Source organism: Streptomyces sp. NPDC005302 (assembly GCF_040607345.1).
Classification (GTDB): domain Bacteria; phylum Actinomycetota; class Actinomycetes; order Streptomycetales; family Streptomycetaceae; genus Streptomyces.
The window spans coordinates 43,648-65,505 of the sequence record NZ_JBEXGN010000006.1 but is presented as its reverse complement, the minus strand read 5'-3'; the positions used below and the strand labels follow the sequence as shown (position 1 = coordinate 65,505).

At 71.8% G+C, this 21,858-nt stretch carries 19 protein-coding genes; 9 read left to right on the top strand and 10 right to left on the bottom strand.

The window, feature by feature from the left end; translation table 11 throughout:
* Position 1 precedes the first annotated feature (1 nt).
* The gene (locus tag ABZT74_RS10935; RefSeq protein ID WP_356434119.1) at positions 2-400 is read left to right on the top strand and encodes a VOC family protein; all 399 of its coding nucleotides are present in this window, start codon (positions 2-4) and stop codon (positions 398-400) included.
* Between the two features lie 49 nt (positions 401-449).
* On the opposite strand, the gene ABZT74_RS10930 is transcribed toward ABZT74_RS10935, so the two are convergent.
* The 5 genes from ABZT74_RS10930 to mce form a co-directional block, all read right to left on the bottom strand.
* On the bottom strand, positions 450-1,217 hold the full coding sequence (locus tag ABZT74_RS10930) for an ABC transporter permease (protein ID WP_355875687.1): 768 nt from the start codon (positions 1,215-1,217) through the stop codon (positions 450-452).
* 1 nt (position 1,218) lies between these two features.
* The gene (locus tag ABZT74_RS10925) at positions 1,219-2,286 is read right to left on the bottom strand and encodes an ABC transporter ATP-binding protein (protein WP_356166778.1); all 1,068 of its coding nucleotides are present in this window, start codon (positions 2,284-2,286) and stop codon (positions 1,219-1,221) included.
* Between the two features lie 145 nt (positions 2,287-2,431).
* The gene (locus tag ABZT74_RS10920; RefSeq protein ID WP_355875681.1) at positions 2,432-3,367 is read right to left on the bottom strand and encodes a cellulose-binding protein; all 936 of its coding nucleotides are present in this window, start codon (positions 3,365-3,367) and stop codon (positions 2,432-2,434) included.
* Positions 3,368-3,550: 183 nt separating this feature from the next.
* Positions 3,551-7,396, bottom strand: coding sequence for a polarized growth protein Scy (scy, locus tag ABZT74_RS10915; RefSeq protein WP_356434117.1), 3,846 nt, complete (start codon positions 7,394-7,396; stop codon positions 3,551-3,553).
* 243 nt (positions 7,397-7,639) lie between these two features.
* Positions 7,640-8,080 carry a methylmalonyl-CoA epimerase gene (gene mce, locus ABZT74_RS10910; protein ID WP_355875676.1) on the bottom strand — a complete coding sequence of 147 codons (441 nt, stop codon included), beginning with the start codon at positions 8,078-8,080 and terminating at the stop codon, positions 7,640-7,642.
* A gap of 148 nt (positions 8,081-8,228) precedes the next feature.
* Here mce and ABZT74_RS10905 point away from each other — a divergent pair, with 148 nt between their 5' ends.
* From ABZT74_RS10905 to ABZT74_RS10895, 3 genes are all read left to right on the top strand, one after another.
* Positions 8,229-9,431 carry an acetyl-CoA C-acetyltransferase gene (locus tag ABZT74_RS10905; protein ID WP_355875672.1) on the top strand — a complete coding sequence of 401 codons (1,203 nt, stop codon included), beginning with the start codon at positions 8,229-8,231 and terminating at the stop codon, positions 9,429-9,431.
* Positions 9,432-9,469: 38 nt separating this feature from the next.
* Positions 9,470-10,426, top strand: a complete 957-nt coding sequence (gene meaB, locus ABZT74_RS10900) for a methylmalonyl Co-A mutase-associated GTPase MeaB (RefSeq protein WP_356166893.1) — start codon at positions 9,470-9,472, stop codon at positions 10,424-10,426.
* Positions 10,427-11,608: 1,182 nt separating this feature from the next.
* Positions 11,609-12,880, top strand: coding sequence for an MFS transporter (locus tag ABZT74_RS10895; RefSeq protein WP_356434115.1), 1,272 nt, complete (start codon positions 11,609-11,611; stop codon positions 12,878-12,880).
* 100 nt (positions 12,881-12,980) lie between these two features.
* Here ABZT74_RS10895 and ABZT74_RS10890 read toward each other — a convergent pair whose 3' ends face one another.
* Entirely contained in the window at positions 12,981-13,844 is an 864-nt protein-coding gene (locus ABZT74_RS10890) for a PepSY domain-containing protein (RefSeq protein ID WP_356434113.1), read from the bottom strand.
* Between the two features lie 162 nt (positions 13,845-14,006).
* Here ABZT74_RS10890 and ABZT74_RS10885 point away from each other — a divergent pair, with 162 nt between their 5' ends.
* Together ABZT74_RS10885 and ABZT74_RS10880 are read left to right on the top strand one after the other, a co-directional pair.
* On the top strand, positions 14,007-14,669 hold the full coding sequence (locus ABZT74_RS10885) for a response regulator transcription factor (protein ID WP_355875663.1): 663 nt from the start codon (positions 14,007-14,009) through the stop codon (positions 14,667-14,669).
* A complete protein-coding gene (locus ABZT74_RS10880; protein WP_356166790.1) occupies positions 14,666-16,273 on the top strand; it encodes a HAMP domain-containing sensor histidine kinase in 1,608 nt (535 codons plus the stop codon). Before ABZT74_RS10885 ends, ABZT74_RS10880 begins: the two co-directional genes overlap by 4 nt.
* 102 nt (positions 16,274-16,375) lie before the next feature.
* Here the strand turns inward: ABZT74_RS10880 and ABZT74_RS10875 are convergent, their stop codons facing one another.
* The 4 genes from ABZT74_RS10875 to ABZT74_RS10860 form a co-directional block, all read right to left on the bottom strand.
* Positions 16,376-16,852 (bottom strand): MarR family transcriptional regulator, encoded by a 477-nt coding sequence (locus ABZT74_RS10875; protein ID WP_355875657.1) that lies wholly within the window; start codon positions 16,850-16,852, stop codon positions 16,376-16,378.
* A 92-nt stretch (positions 16,853-16,944) separates the two neighbouring features.
* Complete coding sequence (locus ABZT74_RS10870; protein WP_356166793.1) at positions 16,945-17,745, bottom strand: AIM24 family protein; 801 nt, start codon at positions 17,743-17,745, stop codon at positions 16,945-16,947.
* Entirely contained in the window at positions 17,742-18,392 is a 651-nt protein-coding gene (locus tag ABZT74_RS10865) for an AIM24 family protein (protein WP_355875959.1), read from the bottom strand. The genes ABZT74_RS10870 and ABZT74_RS10865 overlap by 4 nt, the downstream gene beginning before the upstream one ends.
* A 1-nt stretch (position 18,393) precedes the next feature.
* Complete coding sequence (locus tag ABZT74_RS10860; RefSeq protein WP_355875956.1) at positions 18,394-19,026, bottom strand: AIM24 family protein; 633 nt, start codon at positions 19,024-19,026, stop codon at positions 18,394-18,396.
* Between the two features lie 225 nt (positions 19,027-19,251).
* Between ABZT74_RS10860 and ABZT74_RS10855 the strand changes: the two genes are divergently transcribed.
* From ABZT74_RS10855 to ABZT74_RS10845, 3 genes are all read left to right on the top strand, one after another.
* On the top strand, positions 19,252-19,596 hold the full coding sequence (locus ABZT74_RS10855; protein WP_355875652.1) for a DUF3817 domain-containing protein: 345 nt from the start codon (positions 19,252-19,254) through the stop codon (positions 19,594-19,596).
* The gene (locus ABZT74_RS10850) at positions 19,593-19,886 is read left to right on the top strand and encodes an MTH1187 family thiamine-binding protein (RefSeq protein WP_355875649.1); all 294 of its coding nucleotides are present in this window, start codon (positions 19,593-19,595) and stop codon (positions 19,884-19,886) included. Before ABZT74_RS10855 ends, ABZT74_RS10850 begins: the two co-directional genes overlap by 4 nt.
* Before the next feature lie 188 nt (positions 19,887-20,074).
* Positions 20,075-21,856 (top strand): cellulose synthase catalytic subunit, encoded by a 1,782-nt coding sequence (locus tag ABZT74_RS10845; protein WP_356166796.1) that lies wholly within the window; start codon positions 20,075-20,077, stop codon positions 21,854-21,856.
* The last annotated feature ends 2 nt before the right edge of the window (positions 21,857-21,858 follow it).

The window sequence follows — 21,858 nt, the reverse complement described above, 5'->3', positions numbered from 1 at the left end:
CATGAACCTCGTATCGCTCCGCGTCATCACCGACGACGTCGCCCGCCTCGTCGCGTTCTACGAGAAGGCCACCGGCCTGTCGGCGACCTGGTCGACCGAGCACTTCGCCGAACTGGCGACCCCCGGCGCCACCCTGGCCATCGCCGGCACGGCCACCGTCCCGCTGTTCGCGCCGGGCTCCTCCCGCCCCGCCGACAACCACAGCGTGATCATCGAGTTCCTGGTCGACGACGTGGACGGGGTGTACGCGAACCTGACCGGCTTCGTCACCGACTTCGTCAACGAGCCCACCACGATGCCGTGGGGCAACCGCTCGCTGCTGTTCCGCGACCCCGACGGCAACCTGGTCAACTTCTTCACCCCGGTCACCCCCGCCGCGATCGAGAGGTCCGGCCGCTGACCCGCCGCGCGGACCGCACGTCTCCCGCGGGCCCGAGCGGTGGCCGGCTCTACGCGTCCCGCTTCTTGAGCAGCGTGTATCCGCCGATCAGCGCGAGGGCCACCCACAGCACCATGATGCCGAGGCCGCCCCAGGGGCCGTAGGGGGTGTCGTCGATCGGGGTGACCACCCGCAGGATCCTGCTGCCGGCCTGGTCGGGGAGGTACCGGCCGACCTTCTTCGTCGCCGACACCGCGCCCAGGATGTTGGAGATCAGGAAGAAGAACGGCATCAGGATGCCGAGCGAGAGCATCGGGCTGCGCAGCATCGCCGCGACGCCCATCGAGAACATGGCGATGAGCGTCATGTAGAGCCCGCCGCCCAGCACCGCGCGCAGCACACCCGGGTCGCCGATCGTCGCCTTGTGCGAGCCGAGGGCGGCCTGGCCGAGGAAGAAGGTGATGAAACTGGTGACCATGCCGACGGCGAGCGCCAGCCCGGTCGCCACCGCGACCTTGCTGAACAGGAACGTGCCCCGCTGCGGGACCGCGGCGAGCGAGGTGCGGATCATGCCGGTGCTGTACTCGTTGCCGACCACCAGCACACCGAAGACGATCATCGCGAGCTGCCCGAGGGTCATGCCCGCGAAGCTGATGAAGGTCGGGTCGAAGGTCAGCTGGTCCCGCGTGCTCAGGTTGTCGAACTCGTTCTTCGACAGCAGCGAGATGAGGATGCCCAGCGCGATCGTGACGACCGCCGCGAGACTCAGCGTCCACACCGTGGACGACACGGACCGGATCTTCGTCCACTCGGACCTCAGGACCTGGGTGGCGGCCATGTCAGCCCTTCTTCCAGTCGCTGCCCCACTGCGGGGCCGGGGGCGGGCCCGGTGACGTCGGCGCACCGGGCGGCGCCGGAACGCCCCGCGGGTCCTGCGGCTCCCGCGGGTCCTGCGGTCCGAACCCGTCGGCCGGTCCCGGCGGGTGCTGCGGTTCGGGTGCGCCGGAGTGCGCGTGGTACTCCACCGACTCCGCCGTCAGCTGCATGAACGCCTCCTCCAGAGAAGCCTGCTGCGGGCTCAGCTCGTGCAGCACGATCTGGTGCCCCGCGGCCAGCTCACCGATCTGCTCCGGCTGTCCGCCGTCCACTTCCAGGGGACCGCCGCCCGTCTCGACGACGGTGATACCCGCCTGGTGCAGCACGTCGAGCAGCCGCTCCCGCTGCGGGGTGCGGATCCGTACGAAGGAGCGCGAGTTCTGCCGGATGAAGTCGGCCATCGAGGTGTCGGCGAGGAGCCTGCCCTGGCCGATGACGACGAGGTGGTCGGCGGTCAGCGCCATCTCGCTCATCAGGTGCGAGGAGACGAAGACCGTACGGCCCTGGGTGGCGAGGGACTTCATCAGGTTGCGGATCCAGTGGATGCCCTCGGGGTCGAGACCGTTGACCGGCTCGTCGAACATCAGGATCCGCGGGTCGCCGAGGAGCGCGCCCGCGATGCCGAGGCGCTGGCCCATACCCAGCGAGAACCCCTTCGCCTTCTTCTTCGCGACCCCGGTGAGACCCACGGTGTCGAGGACCTCGTGGACGCGCGCCGTCGGGATGCCGTTGCTCTGGGCGAGGCAGAGCAGGTGGTTGAAGGCACTGCGGCCCCCGTGCATGGCCTTCGCGTCCAGCAGCGCCCCGATGTACTTCAGGGGGTCCTTCAACTGGTCGTAGTGCTGCCCGTCGATCCGTACGTCGCCCGTGGTGGGCCGGTCGAGCCCCAGCATCATCCGCATCGTCGTGGACTTGCCCGCGCCGTTGGGTCCGAGGAAGCCGGTCACGATGCCCGGTCTCACGGCGAAGGTCAGGTTGTTCACCGCCACCTTGTCGCCGTACCGCTTGGTCAGCCCCTCGAGCTCGATCATGCGGCCACGCTAAGACGGCCCCCCGGCGCCTGCCACCCGAGAAGGCGGCCGTCCGAGAGGCGCACACGCCGCACCGACCTGACGGACCGTACGACAAGGCCCGCACCCTCGACGAGGGAGCGGGCCCTGGTGTCGAACAGTGTGCCTACCGGGACTGCTGCGCCGGAACCCCACGCGAGATCGGCTCGTCCTCGGCCGGCGTGGTCGCGGCGGCCACCGCGGCGCCCGTGAGCGTCGCGAGCATCTCGCGGACGTTCGTGAGCTGCGCGTTGATCGAGTCGCGGCGGTTGGTCAGGGCGGCCAGCTCGCGCTCGGACTCCGAACGGATGCGGTCGGCCTTGGCGTTCGCGTCGGCGACGATGTCCTCGGCCTGACGCTGGGCCGTCTCCACCGTCTGACGGGCGCGACGCTCGGCGTCCGTACGGAGCTTCTCGGCCTCCAGGCGGAGCTGCTCCGCGCGGTGCTCGATCTCCGCGAGACGCTTCTCGGCCTTGGCCTGACGCGACGCCAGGTCACGCTCGGACTGCTCACGGCGCTTGGCGAGGTTCGTCTCGAAGTCCGCGGCGGCCTGAGCGGCCTTGGCGCGGGTCTCCTCGAAGAGGGCGTCCGCCTCCTCACGCTTGGACTGCGCGTCCTTCTGCGCCTCGGAACGCAGCTGCGAGGAGTCGCTCTTGGCCTTCTCGACGATCCGGACGCCCTCGTCCTCCGCCTTGGACTTACGGTCCGCAGCGAACGATTCTGCGTCGTTGCGCACCTGCTGAGCCGCCGACTCGGCGAGCTCGCGGTGCTGCTCGGACGCGCGACGGGCCTCCTCGCGCAGGTCCTTGGCCTCCTCCTCGGCGAGGCGGAGGATCTTCTCGACACGCGCGCCGAGACCGGCGTACGACGGCTCTGCGTCGCTTACCTGGGCCTGGGCGTTCTGCGTCTCGAGGTGGAGCTCCTCGATGCGCTTTTCAAGGGCGGTGATACGGGCCAGAGCGCTGTCACGGTCGGAGACGAGCTTCGAAATGCGTTCGTCCACCTGAGCGCGGTCGTACCCACGCCGCACAAGCTCGAAGCCGTAGGGGGAAGTGTCGCTCATGGGGTTCCTGTCGAATGAGACCGGTGAGGTGATAGGTGGAATCCTAGGGGTCAAAGCGGTGTGTCATCGAGCGGATACGTGTTTGATCTGGAGAATGACACTCCTTTTGGGTGGCTAGCTGCCGGATGGCTTGCCAGACCCCGCACCAAAGGTCCGCCCAAAGCACGGAATGGGCGGTTCTGGCTAGCTCTCCGACGACTTGCCACCCGATCGGGGCGCCCCCACCGTCGCGCCGGCCTTGACGCCACCGTCCTTGCCGCCCGGCGCCTCGAAGGACTCCAACGCCTCCAGGACATCCTGGACACGGGAGATCTCCGCGTTGATGTCCTCCCGCCGGCGCACCAGCACCTCCAGGTCCCGCTTGCCCTCCTCGACGGCCGCCTTGGCCTCCTGGATGGCCTCGGACCTGATCTTCTCGGCCTCGCCGATGACGGACGCCTTCTTCTGCTCGGCCTCCTTCAGGAGACCCTCCGCCTTCCGCACCGCCGCGATGCGCACCTTGCTGGCCTCGGAGTTCGCCTCGGACACCAGGTCCTTGGCCTTCGCCTCCGCCTCCGCGAGCTGGTCCTCGGCGGCCTTGATGAGCGCGTCGCACCGGTCGCCCGCGTTCTTCATCGCCTCGGCCGACTCACGGCGGGCCCGCTCGTGCAGCTCCTCGATCTCCGAGGTGATCCGGTCCCGCAGCTCCTCCGCGCGCTCCCGGATCGCGGTGGCGTCCCGGCGCGCGCCGACCAGCAGCTCGTCCGCGTCCGTACGCGCCCGCTCCACCAGGGTGTTGCCCCCGACGGTCGCCTCGGAGACGAGCCGCTCCGCCTCGCCCCGCGCCACACCGACCATCGTGTCGGCCTGCGACTCGGCGTCCGCCGTCGTCTTCTGCGCGCTCTGCTGGGCCTCCGCGAGCAGCTTGTCCGCCTCGGACGCCGTCTCGGAGATGAGCGTGTCGACCTGCTCGGCGGCCTCGGAGCGCCGCTTGTTGGCCTCCTGACGAGCTTCGTCGAGGGTCCGGTCGGCCTCCTCGCGCGCCGACGACGTGACCCGTTCGGCCTCCTCCGCCGCCCGCGCCCTGACCCGCTCCGCCTCCGAACGCACCCGCTCGGCGTGCTGCTGCGCGGAACCGACCGTCTCCGCGGCCTCCGCTCGCAGCCGCTCCGCGTCACCGGTCGCGTCCTCGATGAGCCGCTCCGCCTTGGCGACCGACTCGGTGCGGACCCGCTCGGCCTCCGCCGCCGTCTCCGTCTGCAGCCGCTCGGCCTCCGACGCCGCCTCGGTGATGAGGGTGTCCGCCTGCGTCGCCGCGTCCGAACGGATCCGGTTCGCGTCCTCCCGGGCGTCCGCACGCGTCCGCGAGGCGTCCTGCTCCGCGTTGGCGACGGCGTCCGACGCCTCCGTACGCACCCGCTGAGCGTGCTCCGAGGCGTCCGAACGCAGCCGCTCCGACTCGGCGATCGCCTCCGCGACCGTGCGCTCCGCGAGCGAGGTGGCCGCCTCCGTCTCCTCGGCGGCCTCCCGCCGCAGCCGCGACGCGTCCTCCGACGCACGCTCCCGCTCGGCGTACGCGTCGGCGCGGACCCGGTCCGCCTCCTCCTGCGCCTCCGTGCGTGTGCGCTCCGCCACGTGCTCGGCGGCCGACCGCAATCCGGTGATCTCCTCCTGCGCCTGCTCGTGCAGACCCGCCACCGCGTCCCGCACCTGCTGCGCGGTCTGCTCGGCGCTGGAGACCATCTCGGTCGCCCGCCGGTCGGCCTCCTCGACCAGCCGTACGGCCTCGGTCTGGGCCTCCTCGACGCGCTTGCGCGCCGAGGCGAGCAGCTCCTCGCTCTGCTCGCGGGCCCGCTCACGCTCCTGGTCGGCCTCCTGGCGCGCCGAACCGAGGGTCTCCTCGGCCTCGCGGCGCCGCCGTGCGGCCTCCTCCTGCGCGGCGGCCAGCGTCTCGGCACCCTCGACGGCCAGCCGCTCGGCCGCGGCCTGCGCCTCGGTCCGTACCCGGTCCGCGCTCTCCTGCGCCTCCGATTTGAGCCGCTCGGCCTCCGCGGCCGCGTCCGACCGCAGCCGCACGGCGAGGTTCTCGCCCTCGGCGCGGGACGCCGACGCGTCCGCCGCGGCCTCGTCGCGCAGCCGCTCGGCCTCCGCCTCGGCCTGCGCCTGGAGTGTCCGGACCCGCTCCGCGGCCTCCGACCGCAGCCGCTCCGTCTCCTCGACCGCCTCCCGGCGGATCCGCTCGGCCTCCGCACGCGCGTCCGTCAGCGCCTGCTCGGCGGCCGTCAGCCGCTCCTCGGTCTCCGTGTGCAGCCGCGCGAGTCCCTCGGCGGCCTCCGCCTGACGGGCCTCTATGGCCCGCTCCGTCTCCTCGCGCTGCCGCTCGGCGGCGCGCTCCGCGTCCGCGGCGATCGTCTCGGCCTGCTCGACGGCCTCCGCACGGTGCCGTTCGGCCTCCGCGCGGGTCCGCTCCAGCGTCTCCTCGGCCTGCCGGCGCAGACCGGTCGCCCGCTCGATGGCCTCGGTACGGACCTTCTCGCTGTCCGCCGTGGCGGTGTGCCGCAGCTCGTCCGCGTCGGCCTTCGCCTTGGCGAGCAGTTCCTCGGCGGTCCGCGCCGCCTCCTCGATCTGCTGGACGGCCTCGCGCCGGGCCTCCGCACGGATGCGCTCACCCTCGGCGACCGCGTCCGACCGCAGCTGCTCGGCGTCACCGCGCAGCCGCCGGGCCTCCTCCTGCAGTTCGACCGTCTTGGCGCGGTACTCCTTGGTGTCGTCCTTCGCCGTGCCCTTGAGCCCCTCGGCGATGTCGTGCGCCTCTGCCCGCAGCCGGTCGGCCTCGGTCTCCGCCTCCGTGCGGATCCGCTCGGCCTCCTCGGACGCCGCCTTCGTCGTCCGCTTGGCCTCCTCGGACGCCTTGTTCAGGACGTCCTCGGCGGTCCGGGCGGCCTTCGCGAGCTGCGAGGCGGTCTCCTCGGCGGTGAGGCTGCGCGCGCTCTCCTCGGCCTCCGCGACGATCGTCTCGGCCTTCGCCCGCGCGTCCTCGACGAGCTGCTCGGCCTCCGACTTGGTGGTCTCGGCCTCCTTCGTCGCCTCGCTGACCAGCCGGGCGACCTGCTCCTTCGCCGTCCGCGTGCGCTGCTCGTTGGCCGACTCGGCCGCGGCCAGCGTCTTGGCGGCCGCCTCCTTGGCCTCGGACAGCACCTTGTCGGCCTCGGCCTGCGCCTCCCGCAGCCGCGTCTCGGCGGAGCTCATCCGCTGCTCGGCGGCACGGCTCAGCTCGGTGGCCTGCCGGCGGGCGGTGTCCGACTCGCTCGCCGTGGAACTGCGCAGCTGCTCGGCGTGGTCGGTGGCCTCCTGGGCCTGCGTCGACGCCGCGTTCAGCAGCCGCTCGGAATCCGTACGGGCCCGGCGCAGCAGCGCCTCGGCCTCCGCCCGGGCGGCCTCGGCGTCGGTCGTGAGCCGCTGACGGGCCTCCGCTGCGACCCGCTCGGCCTCGGCACGGGCGGCGGCCAGCGCCTGCTCGGCCTCCGCGCGCGACTCCTCGAGGAGCCGGCGGGCCTGCGACTCGGAACGGGCCCGCAACTGCTCGGCCCACGCCACGTTCTCGTTGACGTGCGACTCGACGGTCTGCCGGCGCTCGGCGAGTTCCTGGTCGAGCTGCTGACGGCGGGTGACCGCCTCCTGGTGCAGCTCCGCCTGCAGCCGGGCGGCCTGCTCGGCGTGCTCCTGGAGGATGCGCTGGGTCTGCGCGCGGGCCTGGCTGATCTCCCGCTCGGCGTCGGTGCGCAGCTGGTCGGCCTGCATCTGGGCGTTACGGAGCAGCTGTTCGGCCTGATAGCCGATGTCCGCCCCGTCGTAGGCAGGACGGGTCGCCAGACTGCGGCGCGCCTCGTGCAACTTGGCGCGCAGCACCTCGACCTGATAGCCGAGATCCTCGGCGTGCTGGACGGCCTTCTCCCGCTCGGTCTTCAGCCGTTCCATCTCGGCCTCGAACCGAGAGAGGTGGTCGACGTCAGCCGCCGGCTCTCGCTCCTGGCGTTCGTAGCCCCGCACTGCGCGGTCCCATCCGTCCCCTGGTCGCAAGTCTTTCCGAACGAGCTCCGTCCATCCGCTGAACGGGGCCCCCGGGGAATGGTGTCAGATCAACGGCGGAGCACGGGCTGCTGCCCCGACGCTCGCCCCCCGAAACCTGGACCCCGGCCCTTGGTCCCGCACGCCCGAGGACGGACAGGACCCCGGCCGTCCCCCGTGAAGGTGACGGCCGCCCCCAACCCTACCGGCCCAGATATACGGAGGTCAGTGCTCAGGTGACTCAACCGTCGCCGAAGTGACCAGTTCTGTCAGGACTCCATGACAATCCTTGGGGTGGAGGAAGGTGATCCGGGACCCCATCGACCCCGTCCGGGGCTCGTCGTACAGCACTCGGACGCCCTTGTTCCGGATGTCGGCCGCGTCGCCGTCGACATCCGCGGTGCCGAAAGCGATGTGGTGCACCCCTTCGCCGTTCTTCTCCAGCCACTTCCCGACGGCCGAATCCGGCCGGGTCGGCTCCAGCAACTGGAGGTAGGAGGCACCCCCGTCGGACGTCTCGTTGATCTTGAGCATGGCCTCCCGCACGCCCTGCTCGTCGTTGACCTCGGTGTGGAACACCTCGAAGCCGTATGTCGCACGGTAGAACTCGACAGTCGTGTCGAGGTCGAAACAGGCGATCCCGATGTGGTCGATTCGCGTCAGCATGAAGCCAGTGCAGCGCTCCCGGCGTGGTTACGCAACGTGCGCGCGATCACACTGCGGGCCGGATGACGCACGGCCTACCGCTCAGTACATTCTCAGTAAACCCTCGTTCACTCCTCGGCTGTGCAAGCCGGTAAGGGGATCGCACCTCATGTCTGGAACGAACAGCACGACCTCGGTGATCGTCGCGGGCGCCCGGACGCCCATGGGACGGTTGCTCGGCTCGCTGAAGTCCTTCTCCGGGGCCGACCTCGGCGGATTCGCGATCAAGGCCGCCCTCGACCGTGCGGGCATCGGCGGCGACCAGGTGCAGTACGTGATCATGGGCCAGGTGCTCCAGGCCGGGGCAGGGCAGATCCCGGCACGCCAGGCCGCCGTCAAGGCGGGCATCCCCATGAGCGTCCCGGCTCTCACCATCAACAAGGTGTGTCTCTCCGGCCTCGACGCCATCGCCCTCGCGGACCAGCTGATCCGCGCCGGCGAGTTCGACGTCGTCGTCGCCGGCGGCCAGGAATCCATGACCAACGCCCCGCACCTGCTCCCGAAGTCCCGCGAGGGATACAAGTACGGTGCGATCGAGATGCTCGACGCCATGGCCCACGACGGCCTGACCGACGCCTTCGAGAACATCGCCATGGGCGAGTCCACCGAGAAGCACAACACCCGCCTCGGCATCGAGCGTCCCGCGCAGGACGAGATCGCCGCCCTCTCCCACCAGCGCGCCGCCGCCGCCCAGAAGAACGGCATCTTCGAGGCGGAGATCACTCCCGTCGAGATCCCGCAGCGCAAGGGCGAGCCCGTCGTCTTCAGCAAGGACGAGGGCATCCGCGCCGAGACCACCGCCGAGTCCCTCGGCAGGCTGCGCCCCGCCTTCACCAAGGACGGCACCATCACCGCGGGCAGCGCCTCGCAGATCTCGGACGGCGCCGCCGCCGTGGTCGTGATGAGCAAGGCCAAGGCGCTGGAGCTGGGCCTTGAGTGGATCGCCGAGATCGGCGCCCACGGCAATGTGGCGGGGCCGGACAACTCCCTCCAGTCGCAGCCCTCGAACGCGATCCTGCACGCCCTGAAGAAGGAGGGCCTGGAGGCCGGTGACCTCGACCTGATCGAGATCAACGAAGCGTTCGCGGCGGTCGCGGTCCAGTCGATGAAGGACCTCGGGGTGTCCACGGACAAGGTGAACGTGAACGGCGGAGCCATCGCCCTCGGCCACCCGATCGGCATGTCCGGCGCCCGCCTCGTCCTCCACCTCGCCCTCGAACTGAAGCGGCGCGGCGGCGGCGTCGGCGCGGCCGCCCTGTGCGGTGGCGGCGGCCAGGGTGACGCGCTGATCGTGCGGGTAGCCAAGGCCTGACACGCGTTCCACCCTGATCTCTCGTGAACGGAGCTGTGATGCAGGACGTCTCCTCGCTGGTGTCCCAGGCCAGAGAAGGGCGACCGCGGGCGGTGGCCCGGCTGATCTCCCTGGTGGAGGGGGCGGCACCGCAGCTCCGTGAGGTCATGGCGGCCCTGGCCCCGCTGGCCGGCAACGCCTACGTGGTGGGGCTCACCGGATCACCCGGCGTCGGCAAGTCCACCTCGACGTCGGCGCTGGTGACCGCCTACCGGCGGCAGGGCAAGCGGGTCGGCGTCCTCGCCGTCGACCCGTCCTCGCCGTTCTCCGGCGGCGCGCTCCTCGGCGACCGCGTCCGGATGTCCGACCACTCCTCCGACCCGGGCGTCTACATCCGCTCCATGGCGACCCGCGGCCACCTCGGCGGACTCGCCTGGTCGGCCCCGCAGGCGATCCGGGTCCTGGACGCGGCGGGCTGCGACGTGATCCTCGTGGAGACCGTCGGGGTCGGCCAGTCGGAGGTCGAGATCGCGCGCCAGGCCGACACCTCGGTCGTCCTGCTGGCCCCCGGCATGGGCGACGGCATCCAGGCCGCCAAGGCCGGAATCCTGGAGATCGGCGACGTGTACGTCGTCAACAAGGCCGACCGCGACGGCGCCGACGCGACCGTCCGCGAACTGAACCACATGCTCGCGCTCGGCGAGTCCCGCGGCCCGGGCGACTGGCGCCCCCCGATCGTCAAGACGGTCGCCGCCCGCTCCGAGGGCATCGACGAGGTGGTCGAGGCGCTGGAGAAGCACCGGGCGTGGATGGAGGAGCACGGCGTGCTCGCCGAACGGCGGCTCGCCCGGGCGTCCCAGGAGGTCGAGACGATCGCCGTGACGACCCTGCGCCGCCGCATCGGCGACCTGCACGGAGACCGCCGCCTCAGCGCCCTCGCCGAACGCATCGTCGCCGGCGAGCTGGACCCCTACCGCGCGGCGGACACCCTCGTCGAAGGCCTCACGGAGAGCTGAACGACCCCCGCGTAGCGGGCTGTTCACGCCCGCAGGGCGAGAGAGCCCCCTCGCCCCGCGGCGATAGGCGCAAGCGCACCGACGCCGGGCGGCGCCGGATGCCGGGCCGCCCCGACGTTGAGCCGTATTGGCGTTGAGTAGCACCGGCGCCGGGTCGCACGGTGTCGGGTCGCACGGGCATCGGGCCGCACGGATGCGCAGCCGCACCGCGTCGGGCCGCACGGACGTTGAGCCGTACTGGCGTTGAGCCGTACTGGCGTTGAGCAGCACCGGCGCCGGGTCGCACGGACGCCGGGCCGCACGGATGCGCAGCCGCACCGCGTCAGGCCGCACCGGCGCCGGGCCGCACGGTGTCGGGCTGCACGGGCGTCAGACCGCACCGGCGTTGAGCCGTATTGGCGTTGAGCGGCACCGGCGCCGGGCCGCACGATGTCGGGCTGCACCGGCGTCGGGTCGCGCGGAGATCGGGCCGCACGGATGCGCAGCCGCACCGCGTCAGGCCGCACCGACGCCGGGCCGCACGGTGTCGGGCTGCACGGGCATCGGGCCGCACGGTGTCGGGCTGCACGGGCATCGGGCCGCACGGACGTTGAGCCGTACTGGCGTTGAGCAGCACCGGCGCCGGGTCGCACGGACGCCGGGCCGCACGGATGTGCAGCCGCACCGAGTCGGGCCGCACCGGCGCCGGGACGTGACCACGGAGACGGCATGCCGCCGTCCGAGCGGTGACGCGAGTCCGACTGCCCCGTCCCGCGTCGCGGGCGACGCGAGTCCGGCTGCCCCCTCCGGCGTCGGCGGTGACGCGAGTACGCCTGCCCCCTCCGGCGTCCAGGAGGTGATGGGAGTACGCCGCCCCTTCCGCGCCCGCGTGGTGACGTCGGCAGGCCTGCCCCGACGTCCTCCCGCGGTCGAGGAGCGGCTGCCCGGCGGCCGCCCACCCTGCGGATGCCCGGCGCCGATGCCGGCCCCGGCCGCCGCGAGGCCTCCGCGCCGGTACCCGCGTGATGCGGCGCGGCCGGGAATCCCCTGGCCGACTTCCCGCGCCTGCTGTTACGTTGACCGCATGTTCCTCCTCCTGGCATAGGGCCCGCCCAGGCCCGCGACGCACCCTCAGCACCGAGGCTGCGGCGTCGCGGCACTCCGGCGTCCCCCTTCCCGCCTCGCAGTTGAGGAACCACAGCCATGTCCGGGTCATCCCCGCGGCCTTCGTACGCCGCGCTCCTGCGCATCCCCCACGCCCGCCGCACCTTCGCCGCCGCCCTGACCGGCCGCCTCTCGTACGGCCTCGTCTCGCTGGCGATGATGCTCACCACCGCCCGCGCCACCGGCTCGTACGCCGTGGCCGGCACCGTCATGGCCCTGTTCGGCGCGGCGAGCGTCTTCCTGTCGCCCGCCCGGGCGGCCCTGATCGACCGGCACGGCGCCCGCCGTGCCCTGATCCCGATGGCCTCGCTCTACGCGGGTCTGCTCACCGCTTTCGCGGCGGTCGCCTGGCGGCCCGGCGCACCGGCCCTCGCCATCGGCGCGCTGGCCGTGGCCGCGGGCACCTGCACCCCGCCTCTCGGCCCAACGATGCGCACCGTGTGGAGCCGCATGGTCCCCGACGAGAAGCTGCTGCAGCGCGCGTACAGCCTCGACGGCGTCCTGGAGGAGATCCTCTTCGTCTCCGGGCCGTTGCTCGTCGGAGCCGTCGTCCAGTGGGCGCCGCCCGCCGCCGCGGTCGCGCTGAGCGCCCTGCTGGTCTGGTCGGGAACCCTGGCGTTCGTCCTGTCCCCGGCCGTCGCCGGGGTCCGTCCGGCCACGGCGAAGGCGGCGCACCCGGGGCCGCGCGGGCTGGGCGTACGCGCCCTCGCCCGGCCCGTCGTCGTCGCGCTCGGCGTCGGCCTGTCCCTGGGCGCCGTCGACCTCCTGGTCATGGCGTTCGCCGAACAGCATCACCACCGCACCGACACCGTGGCGTGGGTGCTCGCCGCCCTGTCCCTGGGCAGCGCGCTGGGCGGCCTGCTCAACGGCGCCGTCGACTGGCGCCTGTCCCCGGGCGCGCGACTGCCCCTGACGGCCGGCGGTCTGGGCCTCGCGCTCCTCGCCGCCGCCCTCGCCCCGGGCCTCGGCACCCTGACCGCGGCCGTCGCCTGCGCGGGGTTCTTCGTCGCCCCGGCCCTCACGACGTCCTACCTGGTCGCGGACGCGGCCGCCCCGTCGGACTTCCGTACCCAGGCGGGCGCCTGGGTCAACACCGCGGTGAACGCGGGCAGTTCGGGCGGCGCGGCCGGAGTGGGCCTGATGGTGGGCCATGTGCCCCTGAGCTGGTGCTTCGCGATCTCGGGAGCGGTGTCCCTGACGGCGGCGCTCGTCTCCCTGTGCACGGCGCCCACGGCACCCGGGGCGTCCGCGGCCGGGCGGGAGGCCGGGCCGGAAGTCACCCCGGAGGGCGCCGAACCCAGCCGCGTCTGACCGGTCGGGAGCGGGGCCGGGCCCACGGCAGCGGGGCCGGGCGCGGGCGATGCCGGTGTGCATCGCCCGCGCCCGGCCCTGTCGTTCCCCGGCCGTCCGGTCAGTCGTCGTCCGACCCGTGCCCGGAGCCGTGCCCCGAGCCGTCGTCCGAGTCGTCGTCCGACCCGTGCCGCGCGTGGTGCTCCGTCCCGTCGTCCGACCCGTGCCCGGCCCCATGACGCCCGGTGTGCCCGGCGTCGTCGTCCGAGCCGCGGGCCGCCCCGTCGTCCGAGCCGCGCGCACGCCCCGTACGGTCGTCCGGAGCGTGCGTGGGGTCCGTACGGTCGTCGGCGGAATCGTGGTCGGCGCGGTCGTCCGCCCCGTCGTGCGACCTGTGGTCCGCGGTGACCCGTGCCGTGTCGAGGCCGACGCGCCACTCCTGCTCGACGCCGTCCGACGTCAGGGTCTCCACCTTCCAGGCGGGCGTCCCGCTGTCCTCGTCGACGTCGATCTCCGTGACCCTGCCCTTGGCGGCGGCGGCCCGGGCGGCCTCGGCGGCCGAGACGGACGTCCCGTCCAGCGCGGCCCGCACCCGGGCGGCGTCGTCCTCGTGCCCGGTCCGGGAACCGAGCACCGTACCGGCGGCGGGGGAGACCCGGACCTCGTGCCAGGTGCCGTCGCCGCCGATGATCTCCACCTCCCAGACCACCGAACCGTTCTCGTCGTCGAGTTCCGCGCCGACGGCGGTACCCGGCGTGTGCTCCAGGGCGCGGCCGATGGCGTCCTGCGCCGTCACCGCCTTGCCGCCGGCCAGGTTCGTTCCGTCGACGGTCCTGTCGTCCCTGCGGTCGTCCGCCCCCGGCTGTCCGCTCGCCCGCGTCGCCGGCGCCGCCGTGCCGCCCCCCGTGACGGCGAGGGACGTCGCCGTGCCCCCGGCGATCAGAGCCGCGGCCGCGACCGTGGCGATGACGATGTTGCGCTTCATGGAAAGCCCTCCCGAAGTCCACTGGTTCACGCTGTCCCGCCCCGGACGTCTTGCCGCAAGCGGTGCGGCCGGGACGACGTGGACCAATCTGCGGGACGGACGCTGAAGGCAGCCTGAAGGAACCTGAAGCCGTCTTCAGGTTCGGTTTGCGACCCTGTCTCCATGCGCCTGTTGATCGTGGAGGACGAGAAGCGGCTCGCCCTGTCGCTGGCCGGGGGCCTGCGGGCCGAGGGCTACGCCGTGGACGTCGTGCACGACGGCCTCGAAGGACTGCACCGGGCCGCCGGGGGAGGCTACGACCTCGTCGTCCTCGACATCATGCTGCCCGGCATGAACGGCTACCGCGTGTGCGCCGCACTGCGTGCCGGCGGACACGACGTCCCGATCCTGATGCTCACCGCCAAGGACGGCGAGTACGACGAGGCCGAGGGACTCGACACCGGCGCCGACGACTACCTGACGAAGCCGTTCTCCTACGTGGTCCTCGTCGCCCGGATCAAGGCGCTGCTGCGCCGCCGCGGACAGGCCGGAGCGTCCCCCGTGCACGTCCTCGGCCCGATCCGCGTCGACACCGCCGCCCGCCGGGTCCTGCGCGACGGAGACGAAGTCGCCCTCACCACCAAGGAGTTCTCCGTCCTCGAGCACCTCGTCCTGCGGGCCGGCGAGGTGGTCTCCAAGGCCGACATCCTCGAACACGTCTGGGACTTCGCCTACGACGGCGACCCCAACATCGTCGAGGTGTACGTCAGCGCGCTGCGCCGCAAACTCGGCGCCGAACTCATCCGGACCGTACGCGGCGCCGGATACCGCCTGGAGGCGCGGTGAGGCGGCTGTTCGGTTCCGTCCGGGCCAAGGCGACCCTCGGAGCCACCCTGGTCGTCGCCGTCGTCCTCGTCCTCGCGGGCACCGCCGTGCTCCTGTCGCTGCGCGCGGACCTCGTCGGCCAGGCGGACGCCCAGGCCGACACGGCGGCCCGCCACGTGGCCTCGCAGCTCGCCGCGGGCATCGCCTACAAGGACCTCGAACTCGGCGACGCCGAGGAACACCCCGTCCAGGTCGCCGACGAGGAGGGACGACTCGTCGCCGCGAGCGACGACCTGGAGAGGATCAGCGGTACGGGAGTCACCGCCGTCCGGCCGGTCCCGGCTCCCACCGCGTCCTCCACCCCGTCCGCGTCCTTGGCGCCCCCCACTCCGTCCGCGAGCGCGACGGACGACGACGGCGAGGACGGGGAAGGGGACAGCGGCGGAGACGACGGCAGGCGGGGCCGGGGCGGCGGCAAGGGCAGCGGGAGCGACGACGGCGACAGCGGCAGCGGGAAGGGCAAGGGGAGCGACGACAGCGGAAAGGACAGGGGGAGCGGCGACGACAGCGGCGGGGACGACGATCCCGCCGTCGGGGAGATCTCCGAGGACGTGCACACCAGCCAGGGCACTGCCACCGTCGACGGCGACACCACGGACCACCGGTTCGCGGCCGTCGAGGTCACCACCCCTCAGGACGTCACCCTCACCGTCTGGGCCGGCGCGCCCCTCGCCGCCGAACAGGGCGCCGTCCGCACCGCCCTGACCTCCATGCTGATCGGCCTCCCGCTCCTCCTCGCGACGGTCGCCGCGGTGACCTGGCGGGTGACCCGTCGCGCACTGCGGCCCGTCGAGGGCATCCGCGGCGAGATGGCCGCCATCACCGCCTCCCAGGACCTCGCACGCCGCGTCCCCGTCCCGGACTCGCACGACGAGGTCGCCCGGCTCGCCCGGACCACCAACGAGACGCTGTCCGCGCTGGAGGAGTCGGTGGAACGGCAGCGCCGGTTCGTCGCCGACGCCTCGCACGAACTGCGCAGCCCCATCGCCTCGCTGCGCACCCAGCTCGAAGTGGGCGCGGCCCACCCGGAGCTGCTCGACGTGGCGGGCGCGGTCGAGGACACCGTACGACTGCAGCGGCTCGCCGCGGACCTGTTGCTGCTCGCGCGGCTGGACGCGGGGGAGCGGCCGGCCGACGGGCGCTTCGACCTGGGCGCCCTCGCGGCCGAGGAAGCGGAACGCAGGACCGGGATCGCCGTCACGGCCGAGGACGGGGTCCAGGTGTCGGGGTCCCGCGGGCAGGTGGCGCGGGTGCTGGCCAACCTGCTGGACAACGCCCGGCGCCACGCGTGTGAACGCGTCGAGGTGCGGGTGCGTGCCGACGGCCGCTGGGCGGAACTGACCGTCGCCGACGACGGGGACGGAGTCCCCGCCGGTCAGCGTGAACGGGTCTTCGAACGGTTCGTGCGCCTCGACGACGCCCGCAGCCGGGACGACGGCGGCGCCGGTCTGGGTCTGGCGATCGCCCGGGACGTCGCCGTACGGCACGGCGGAACCCTCACCCTCGGTGAGGCGCCCTCCGGCGGCGCGCTGTTCGTGCTCCGGCTCCCGCGCTCGGCTGCCTGAGGGCCCGGCGCCCCGCGGATTCTCCGGGGTGCCGCACGGAAAAGCCGCGGCGCACTCGCGATGAGTGCGCCGCGGCCCTGGTTCCCTGCCCCCGAGGGGGTACTACGGCTTGCCGCGCTGCCCGCGCAGGTGCTCGGCGATCGGCCGCAGCGACTTGTGCAGGTCCTCCAGCGCCTCGGGCGACAGCAGGTCGATGAAGTGCCTGCGCACCGAGGCGACGTGGTGCGGAGAGACCTTCTTCATGGTCTCCGCGCCGTGCTCGGTCAGGACCGCGTACAGCCCCCGCCGGTCGGATTCGCAGTTCTCGCGGCGCACCAGGTCGGCGCTCTCCATCCGCGTGATCTGGTGCGACAGGCGGCTCTTGGACTGGAGGGTCGCGGACGCCAGGTCACTCATCCGCATACGGTCGCCCTCCGACTCGGAGAGGTTCACCAGAATCTCGTAGTCGTTCATCGTCAGCCCGAACGGCTGAAGATCCCTTTCGAGCTGGTACGTCAACAGCCTGTTGACCTCCAGGTGGGTGCGCCAGGCGCACTGCTCCGCATCGGTCAGCCAGGGTGTGGCCGTCTCGGTCTCCATAGATGAAGTCTACCTAAAATGTTGAAAGGCGAACTAGTGAGGGTGGTGTGACGGTGCGCACGCGTTCGAAGTCACACCCCGCACACTATCGCTCACAGCCCGAAGCGACGCTGGAGGTCCCCCAGCTGTCCGGGAAGGCGCGGTGCCCCGGACTGCTGCCCGTGCTGACCCGGCATCCCGCCCGCACCCGGCACTCCGGGCTGCTGCGGCACCGCCCCCGTCGCCTGCTCCGCCATCAGGATCTCGGTCGACTGGAGCAGCACCGTACCCGCCCCCACGAACTCGAACTGGTGCTCCTCCCCGGACGCCCCGCCGAGGCCCGTCATCGCACGTAGACCGCCCATCACGCCCGTCATGTACCCATGGTCGTAGTGGTGGCACGGGGACGGGCAGTCGGCCCACCCGACAAGGGCCTGCGGGTCCACCCGGATCGGGGGTTCCATGAACACCACCGGACCGTTGGACGCGGCCACGAACTTGCCCGTTCCGATCAGTGTCAGAAAGCCCGGCACGATCGACTGCTTCAGCGCGAGACTTGGCTGAAAAGCGAGCAAGTTGCCAGAGCGAATGGTCAGGTTGCCGTCGTCCAGGTCGTACGAATTCACGTCGAAGGCCCGGTCGGCGAGCAGCATCTTGCCCGAACCCTCCGCCACGACCCAGTCGCTCGCGTGCAGAGGCGAATGGAACGAGGTACGCACCAGACGGTCCAGACGGCCGTGCCCGATCCCGTTGAACTCCATCGATCCGTAATAGGCGATCATCTTGCCCTTCTGCAGGAACCACTGGCTCCCCTTGAGTTCCACGCAGAAGGTGTAGTTGTTCACGTTGTCGTCGACCGGCAGCGACATCGGATCGTGGATCACCGGGCCGCCCGGGACTCCGTACCCGCTCACAGCTTCTCCTCCGAGGCCTGCACGAACACCGAACCGTTGCCGCTCAGCTCCAGCTGGAACGCCTCACCCGAACCGCGCCCCACCATGTCCCGCCAGCCCAGCGCCGTCGACAGCTTGTTCCGCACGTCCCCGTGGTGCGCCACGTACGCCTGCGGATCCACATGCACCGGACGCTGCGGAGTGATCGGCACCTCGAACACACCCCCGTGCGCCATCACCGCCACCGCGCCGTGCCCCTTCAGCGTCGTCGTGAAGAGCCCCTGACCCGTCACCTGGCCCCGGACCATCCCCATCACGCCGCCCTGCGAGCCCAGGAACATCGTCCCCTGCTGCAACGCGCCGTCGAAGGCCAGCAGCCGGTCCGCCTCCACGTACAAGGTGTCCCCGGACAGCTCGATCACCTGCACGTGGTGACCGCCGTGCCCGAACAGCACCGTCCCCGACCCCTCCACCGTCATCAGCGGAGTCGCCTCGTTCGCCAGGCGGCGGCCGATCATCGACATCACACCGCCCTGACCGCCCTGGACGTTCGGCGTGAACGACACCTCGCCCCGGTACGCCAGCATCGCGCCCCGCTGACTGAACAGCCGCTGCCCCGGCAGCACCGTCGCCTCGACCACCTTCGAATTCACCTCGCGGAACGGCATCTCACACATCCCCCGCGATCGTGTTCCGCTCACTGGGCTGGACGTAGACGAGACCGTCGCCCTCGAACCGCATCTGGAACGCCTCGCCGCCGCCCTCTCCCAGCAGAGTGCGGAACGTCACACCCGACTGCAGGGACTGCCGCACGTTCCCCTGATGCGCGATGTACGCCCCCGGGTCCACCGTCAGCGGATACTGCGCACTCACCCGCAGCACCACCGCCGGCCCGTCCGACATGATCGCCGCCTGGCCGTGCCCCTCGACCGTCGTCGTGAACAACCCGTTGCCCTGCGACGCGCCCCGCAGACCCGTGAACGTCGTCCCGGTCCGCAGCCCTGCGTCCGTCACCAGCAGATTGCTCGACTCCACATACAGCTTGTCCCCCTGAAGCCCCACCAGATTGATCTCCGAGGCCCGGTCCGCGAACCAGCACGTCCCGTGCCCCCTCACCTCCATCACCGTCATCTGCTCACCGGTCAGGCGTCGGGTGACCATTCCCCGGACCCCCTCACCGCCCCCGCTCAGCTTCTTGAAGGCCATCTGGCCGTCGTACGCGACCATCGAGCCGTTCTTCGCCTTCACGGCGTCCCCGGTCACATCGACGGCCAGCACCTTGCTGCCTTGAAGTCGAAACATCGCCACGAAGCGAAGGTAGCCCCAGCGTCCGGCCACCGACAGAGTCCTCGGGTGGATCCCACCCCCGAACCGCCCCTCAGGGGACCGCCGGGACACCCGTCCGAACACCCGCCCGGCCCCTCGGACCGGCACCCCACCCCCGGATGCCACAATGGGCACGACGCTTGTGCTTGCGTTCACAAAGCAGCGTCACCCCGCCAGCGAAACTCCCACCGAAGGTGACCCGTGGACATAAAGACCGCCAGCGCACTCCGCCGCCTCCGCCTGGTCTCGGCCCCCGAAGCCGTTTCCTTCCTGCTGCTGCTCGTCTGCTCGGTGCTGAAGCGGACCACGGACTTCAACGCCGTCCCCGTCATGGGCGCGGTCCACGGTGTCCTCTTCGTCCTCTACGTGATCTTCTGGGCCGACGCCTGGAACCGCGCCCGCTGGAGCGCCCGCACCGGCATCCTCTACTTCGTCCTCTCCGTCCTGCCCACCGGCGGCTTCTTCGCCGAGCGCAGGCTCAAGCACGAGGCCGAGAACGCGGTCATCGCCTCGCGCGCCCGCCAGGAAGGGATCGTCAACGCATGATCGTCGCCTTCTCCGTGACACCGCTCGGCGTCGGCGAGGACGTCGGGGAGTATGTCGCCGACGCCGTCCGCGTCGTCCGCGAGTCCGGCCTCCCGAACCGCACCGACGCGATGTTCACCTCCGTCGAAGGCGACTGGGACGAGGTCATGGCGGTGATCAAGCGCGCCGTCGCCGTCGTCGAGGAACGCGCACCCCGCGTGTCCCTCGTCCTCAAGGCCGACATCCGGCCCGGCGTCACCGACGGGCTCACCAGCAAGGTCGAAACCGTCGAACGGCACCTGTCCGCCTGACGGCACCTCACCTCACCGTCCGAGAAACCCCGGTCCCCAGGGCCGGGGTTTCTCGTGTGCCCGCGGCAAAGACCACCCGGCCGCCCGGCCCGCGCACCCCATCGGACGCACCCCGTTCGACACCCGGCGGAAACTCACCTTGTGTGTTGACAACGGCCAGTCAGGCCACCTCGACCACAGGAGGGCGCGTGCGGCCCGAGGGCTACGACTACGACACCTACAGCCGACTCGCCGGACCCCTGACCCACCCCGCCGGCACGGCCCAACAGGTGCAGTACACCAAGCTCCTCCCACCCGGGCCGCGCCGAACAGGCGCTCTCCTCCTGATGACCCTCGCGCCGGCCCTCACCGCCACCCTCCTCGTCTATCTCCTGTGGCCCACCCACTGGGTCGAACGCGAGAACGGCGAGACCTGGCTCGTCGGCCTCGACACGGTCATGCTCGTCGCCATCGGCCTCATCGAGCTCTTCATGCTCGTCAACGTCCTGAGCATCGCCCACGCCACCCTCACCGCGCGCGACCCCGTCCCCCTCGTCCCCGAAGAGGGAACCCGGGTCGCCTTCCTCACCACCTACGTCCCCGGCAAGGAACCCCTTGCCACCGTCCGCGCCACCCTCGAAGGCGCCGTCCGCGTCACCCACGCCGGGCTCCTCCACGTCTGGCTCCTCGACGAAGGCGACGACGACCGGGCCAGGGACCTCTGCGCCGAACTCGGCGTCCGCCACTTCACCCGCCACGGCATCCCCGAATGGAACCGTCCCCACGGCGCCCACAAGGCCCGCACCAAGCACGGCAACTACAACGCCTGGCTCACCCTCCACGGCCACGCCTACGAGTACTTCGCCTCCGTCGACGCCGACCACACCCCCCTGCCCGGCTTCCTCGAGCGGATGATGGGCTACTTCCGCGACCCCGACGTCGCCTTCGTCGTCGGCCCCCAGGTCTACGGAAACTACGAGCACCCCGTCACCAAGGGCGCCGAGTCCCAGCAGTTCCTCTTCCACGCCCTGATCCAGCGCGCCGGCAACCGCTACCGCTCACCCATGTTCGTCGGCACGAACAACGTCGTACGCATCGCGGCCCTCCGCCAGATCGGCGGACTCCAGGACTCCATCACCGAGGACATGGCCACCGGGTTCGAACTGCACCGCCACCGCAACCCCCGCACCGGCCACCACTGGCGATCCGTGTACACACCCGACGTCCTGGCCGTCGGCGAGGGCCCCGCCTCCTGGACCGACTTCTTCACCCAGCAGATGCGCTGGTCCCGGGGCAGCTACGACACGCTCTTCAAGCAGTACGGGAAGGCGGTCCTCACCATGCCTCCGGGCCGCCTCTTCTCCTACACGATGATGCTCATCTACTACCCGATGACCGCCGTCAACTGGCTCCTCGGCATCATCAGCTGCGTCCTCTTCCTGTGGTTCGGAGCCTCCGGAACCCAGGTCAACGCCTCCCTGTGGCTCATGCTCTACAGCGACGCCGCCGCCCTCCGGATCGCCCTCTACCTCTGGAACCGGCGCCACAACGTCTCCCCGCACGAACCCGAGGGCTCCGGCGGCCTCGCCGGCATGGCCATGTCCGCGCTCTCCGCCCCCATCTACCTCAAGGCGCTGGCCGACGCCCTCACCCGCCGCCCCAGCCGTTTCGTCGTCACCCCCAAAGGGGGCGACACCAGCCCCGACCGGCTCCGCACCTTCCGCATCCACCTCGGCTGGGCCGCGCTCCTCGCCGTCTCCCTCGGCGCCTCCACCGTCCTCGGCCACACCCACGCGGCCATGCGGACCTGGGCTCTCCTCGCCATGGCGCTCTCCCTGGCACCCGTCGCCGTATGGATCAGCACCCTCCTCGAGGAACGCCGGACCCGGCGGCGGCACCCCGTCCGCGCCCGCGTCCCCCAGCCCAAGGAACCGGCCCTCGCCGCCCGGACCTCCGCCCCGGTCACCGGCTCCACCCCAGGAGGTAGCTAGGC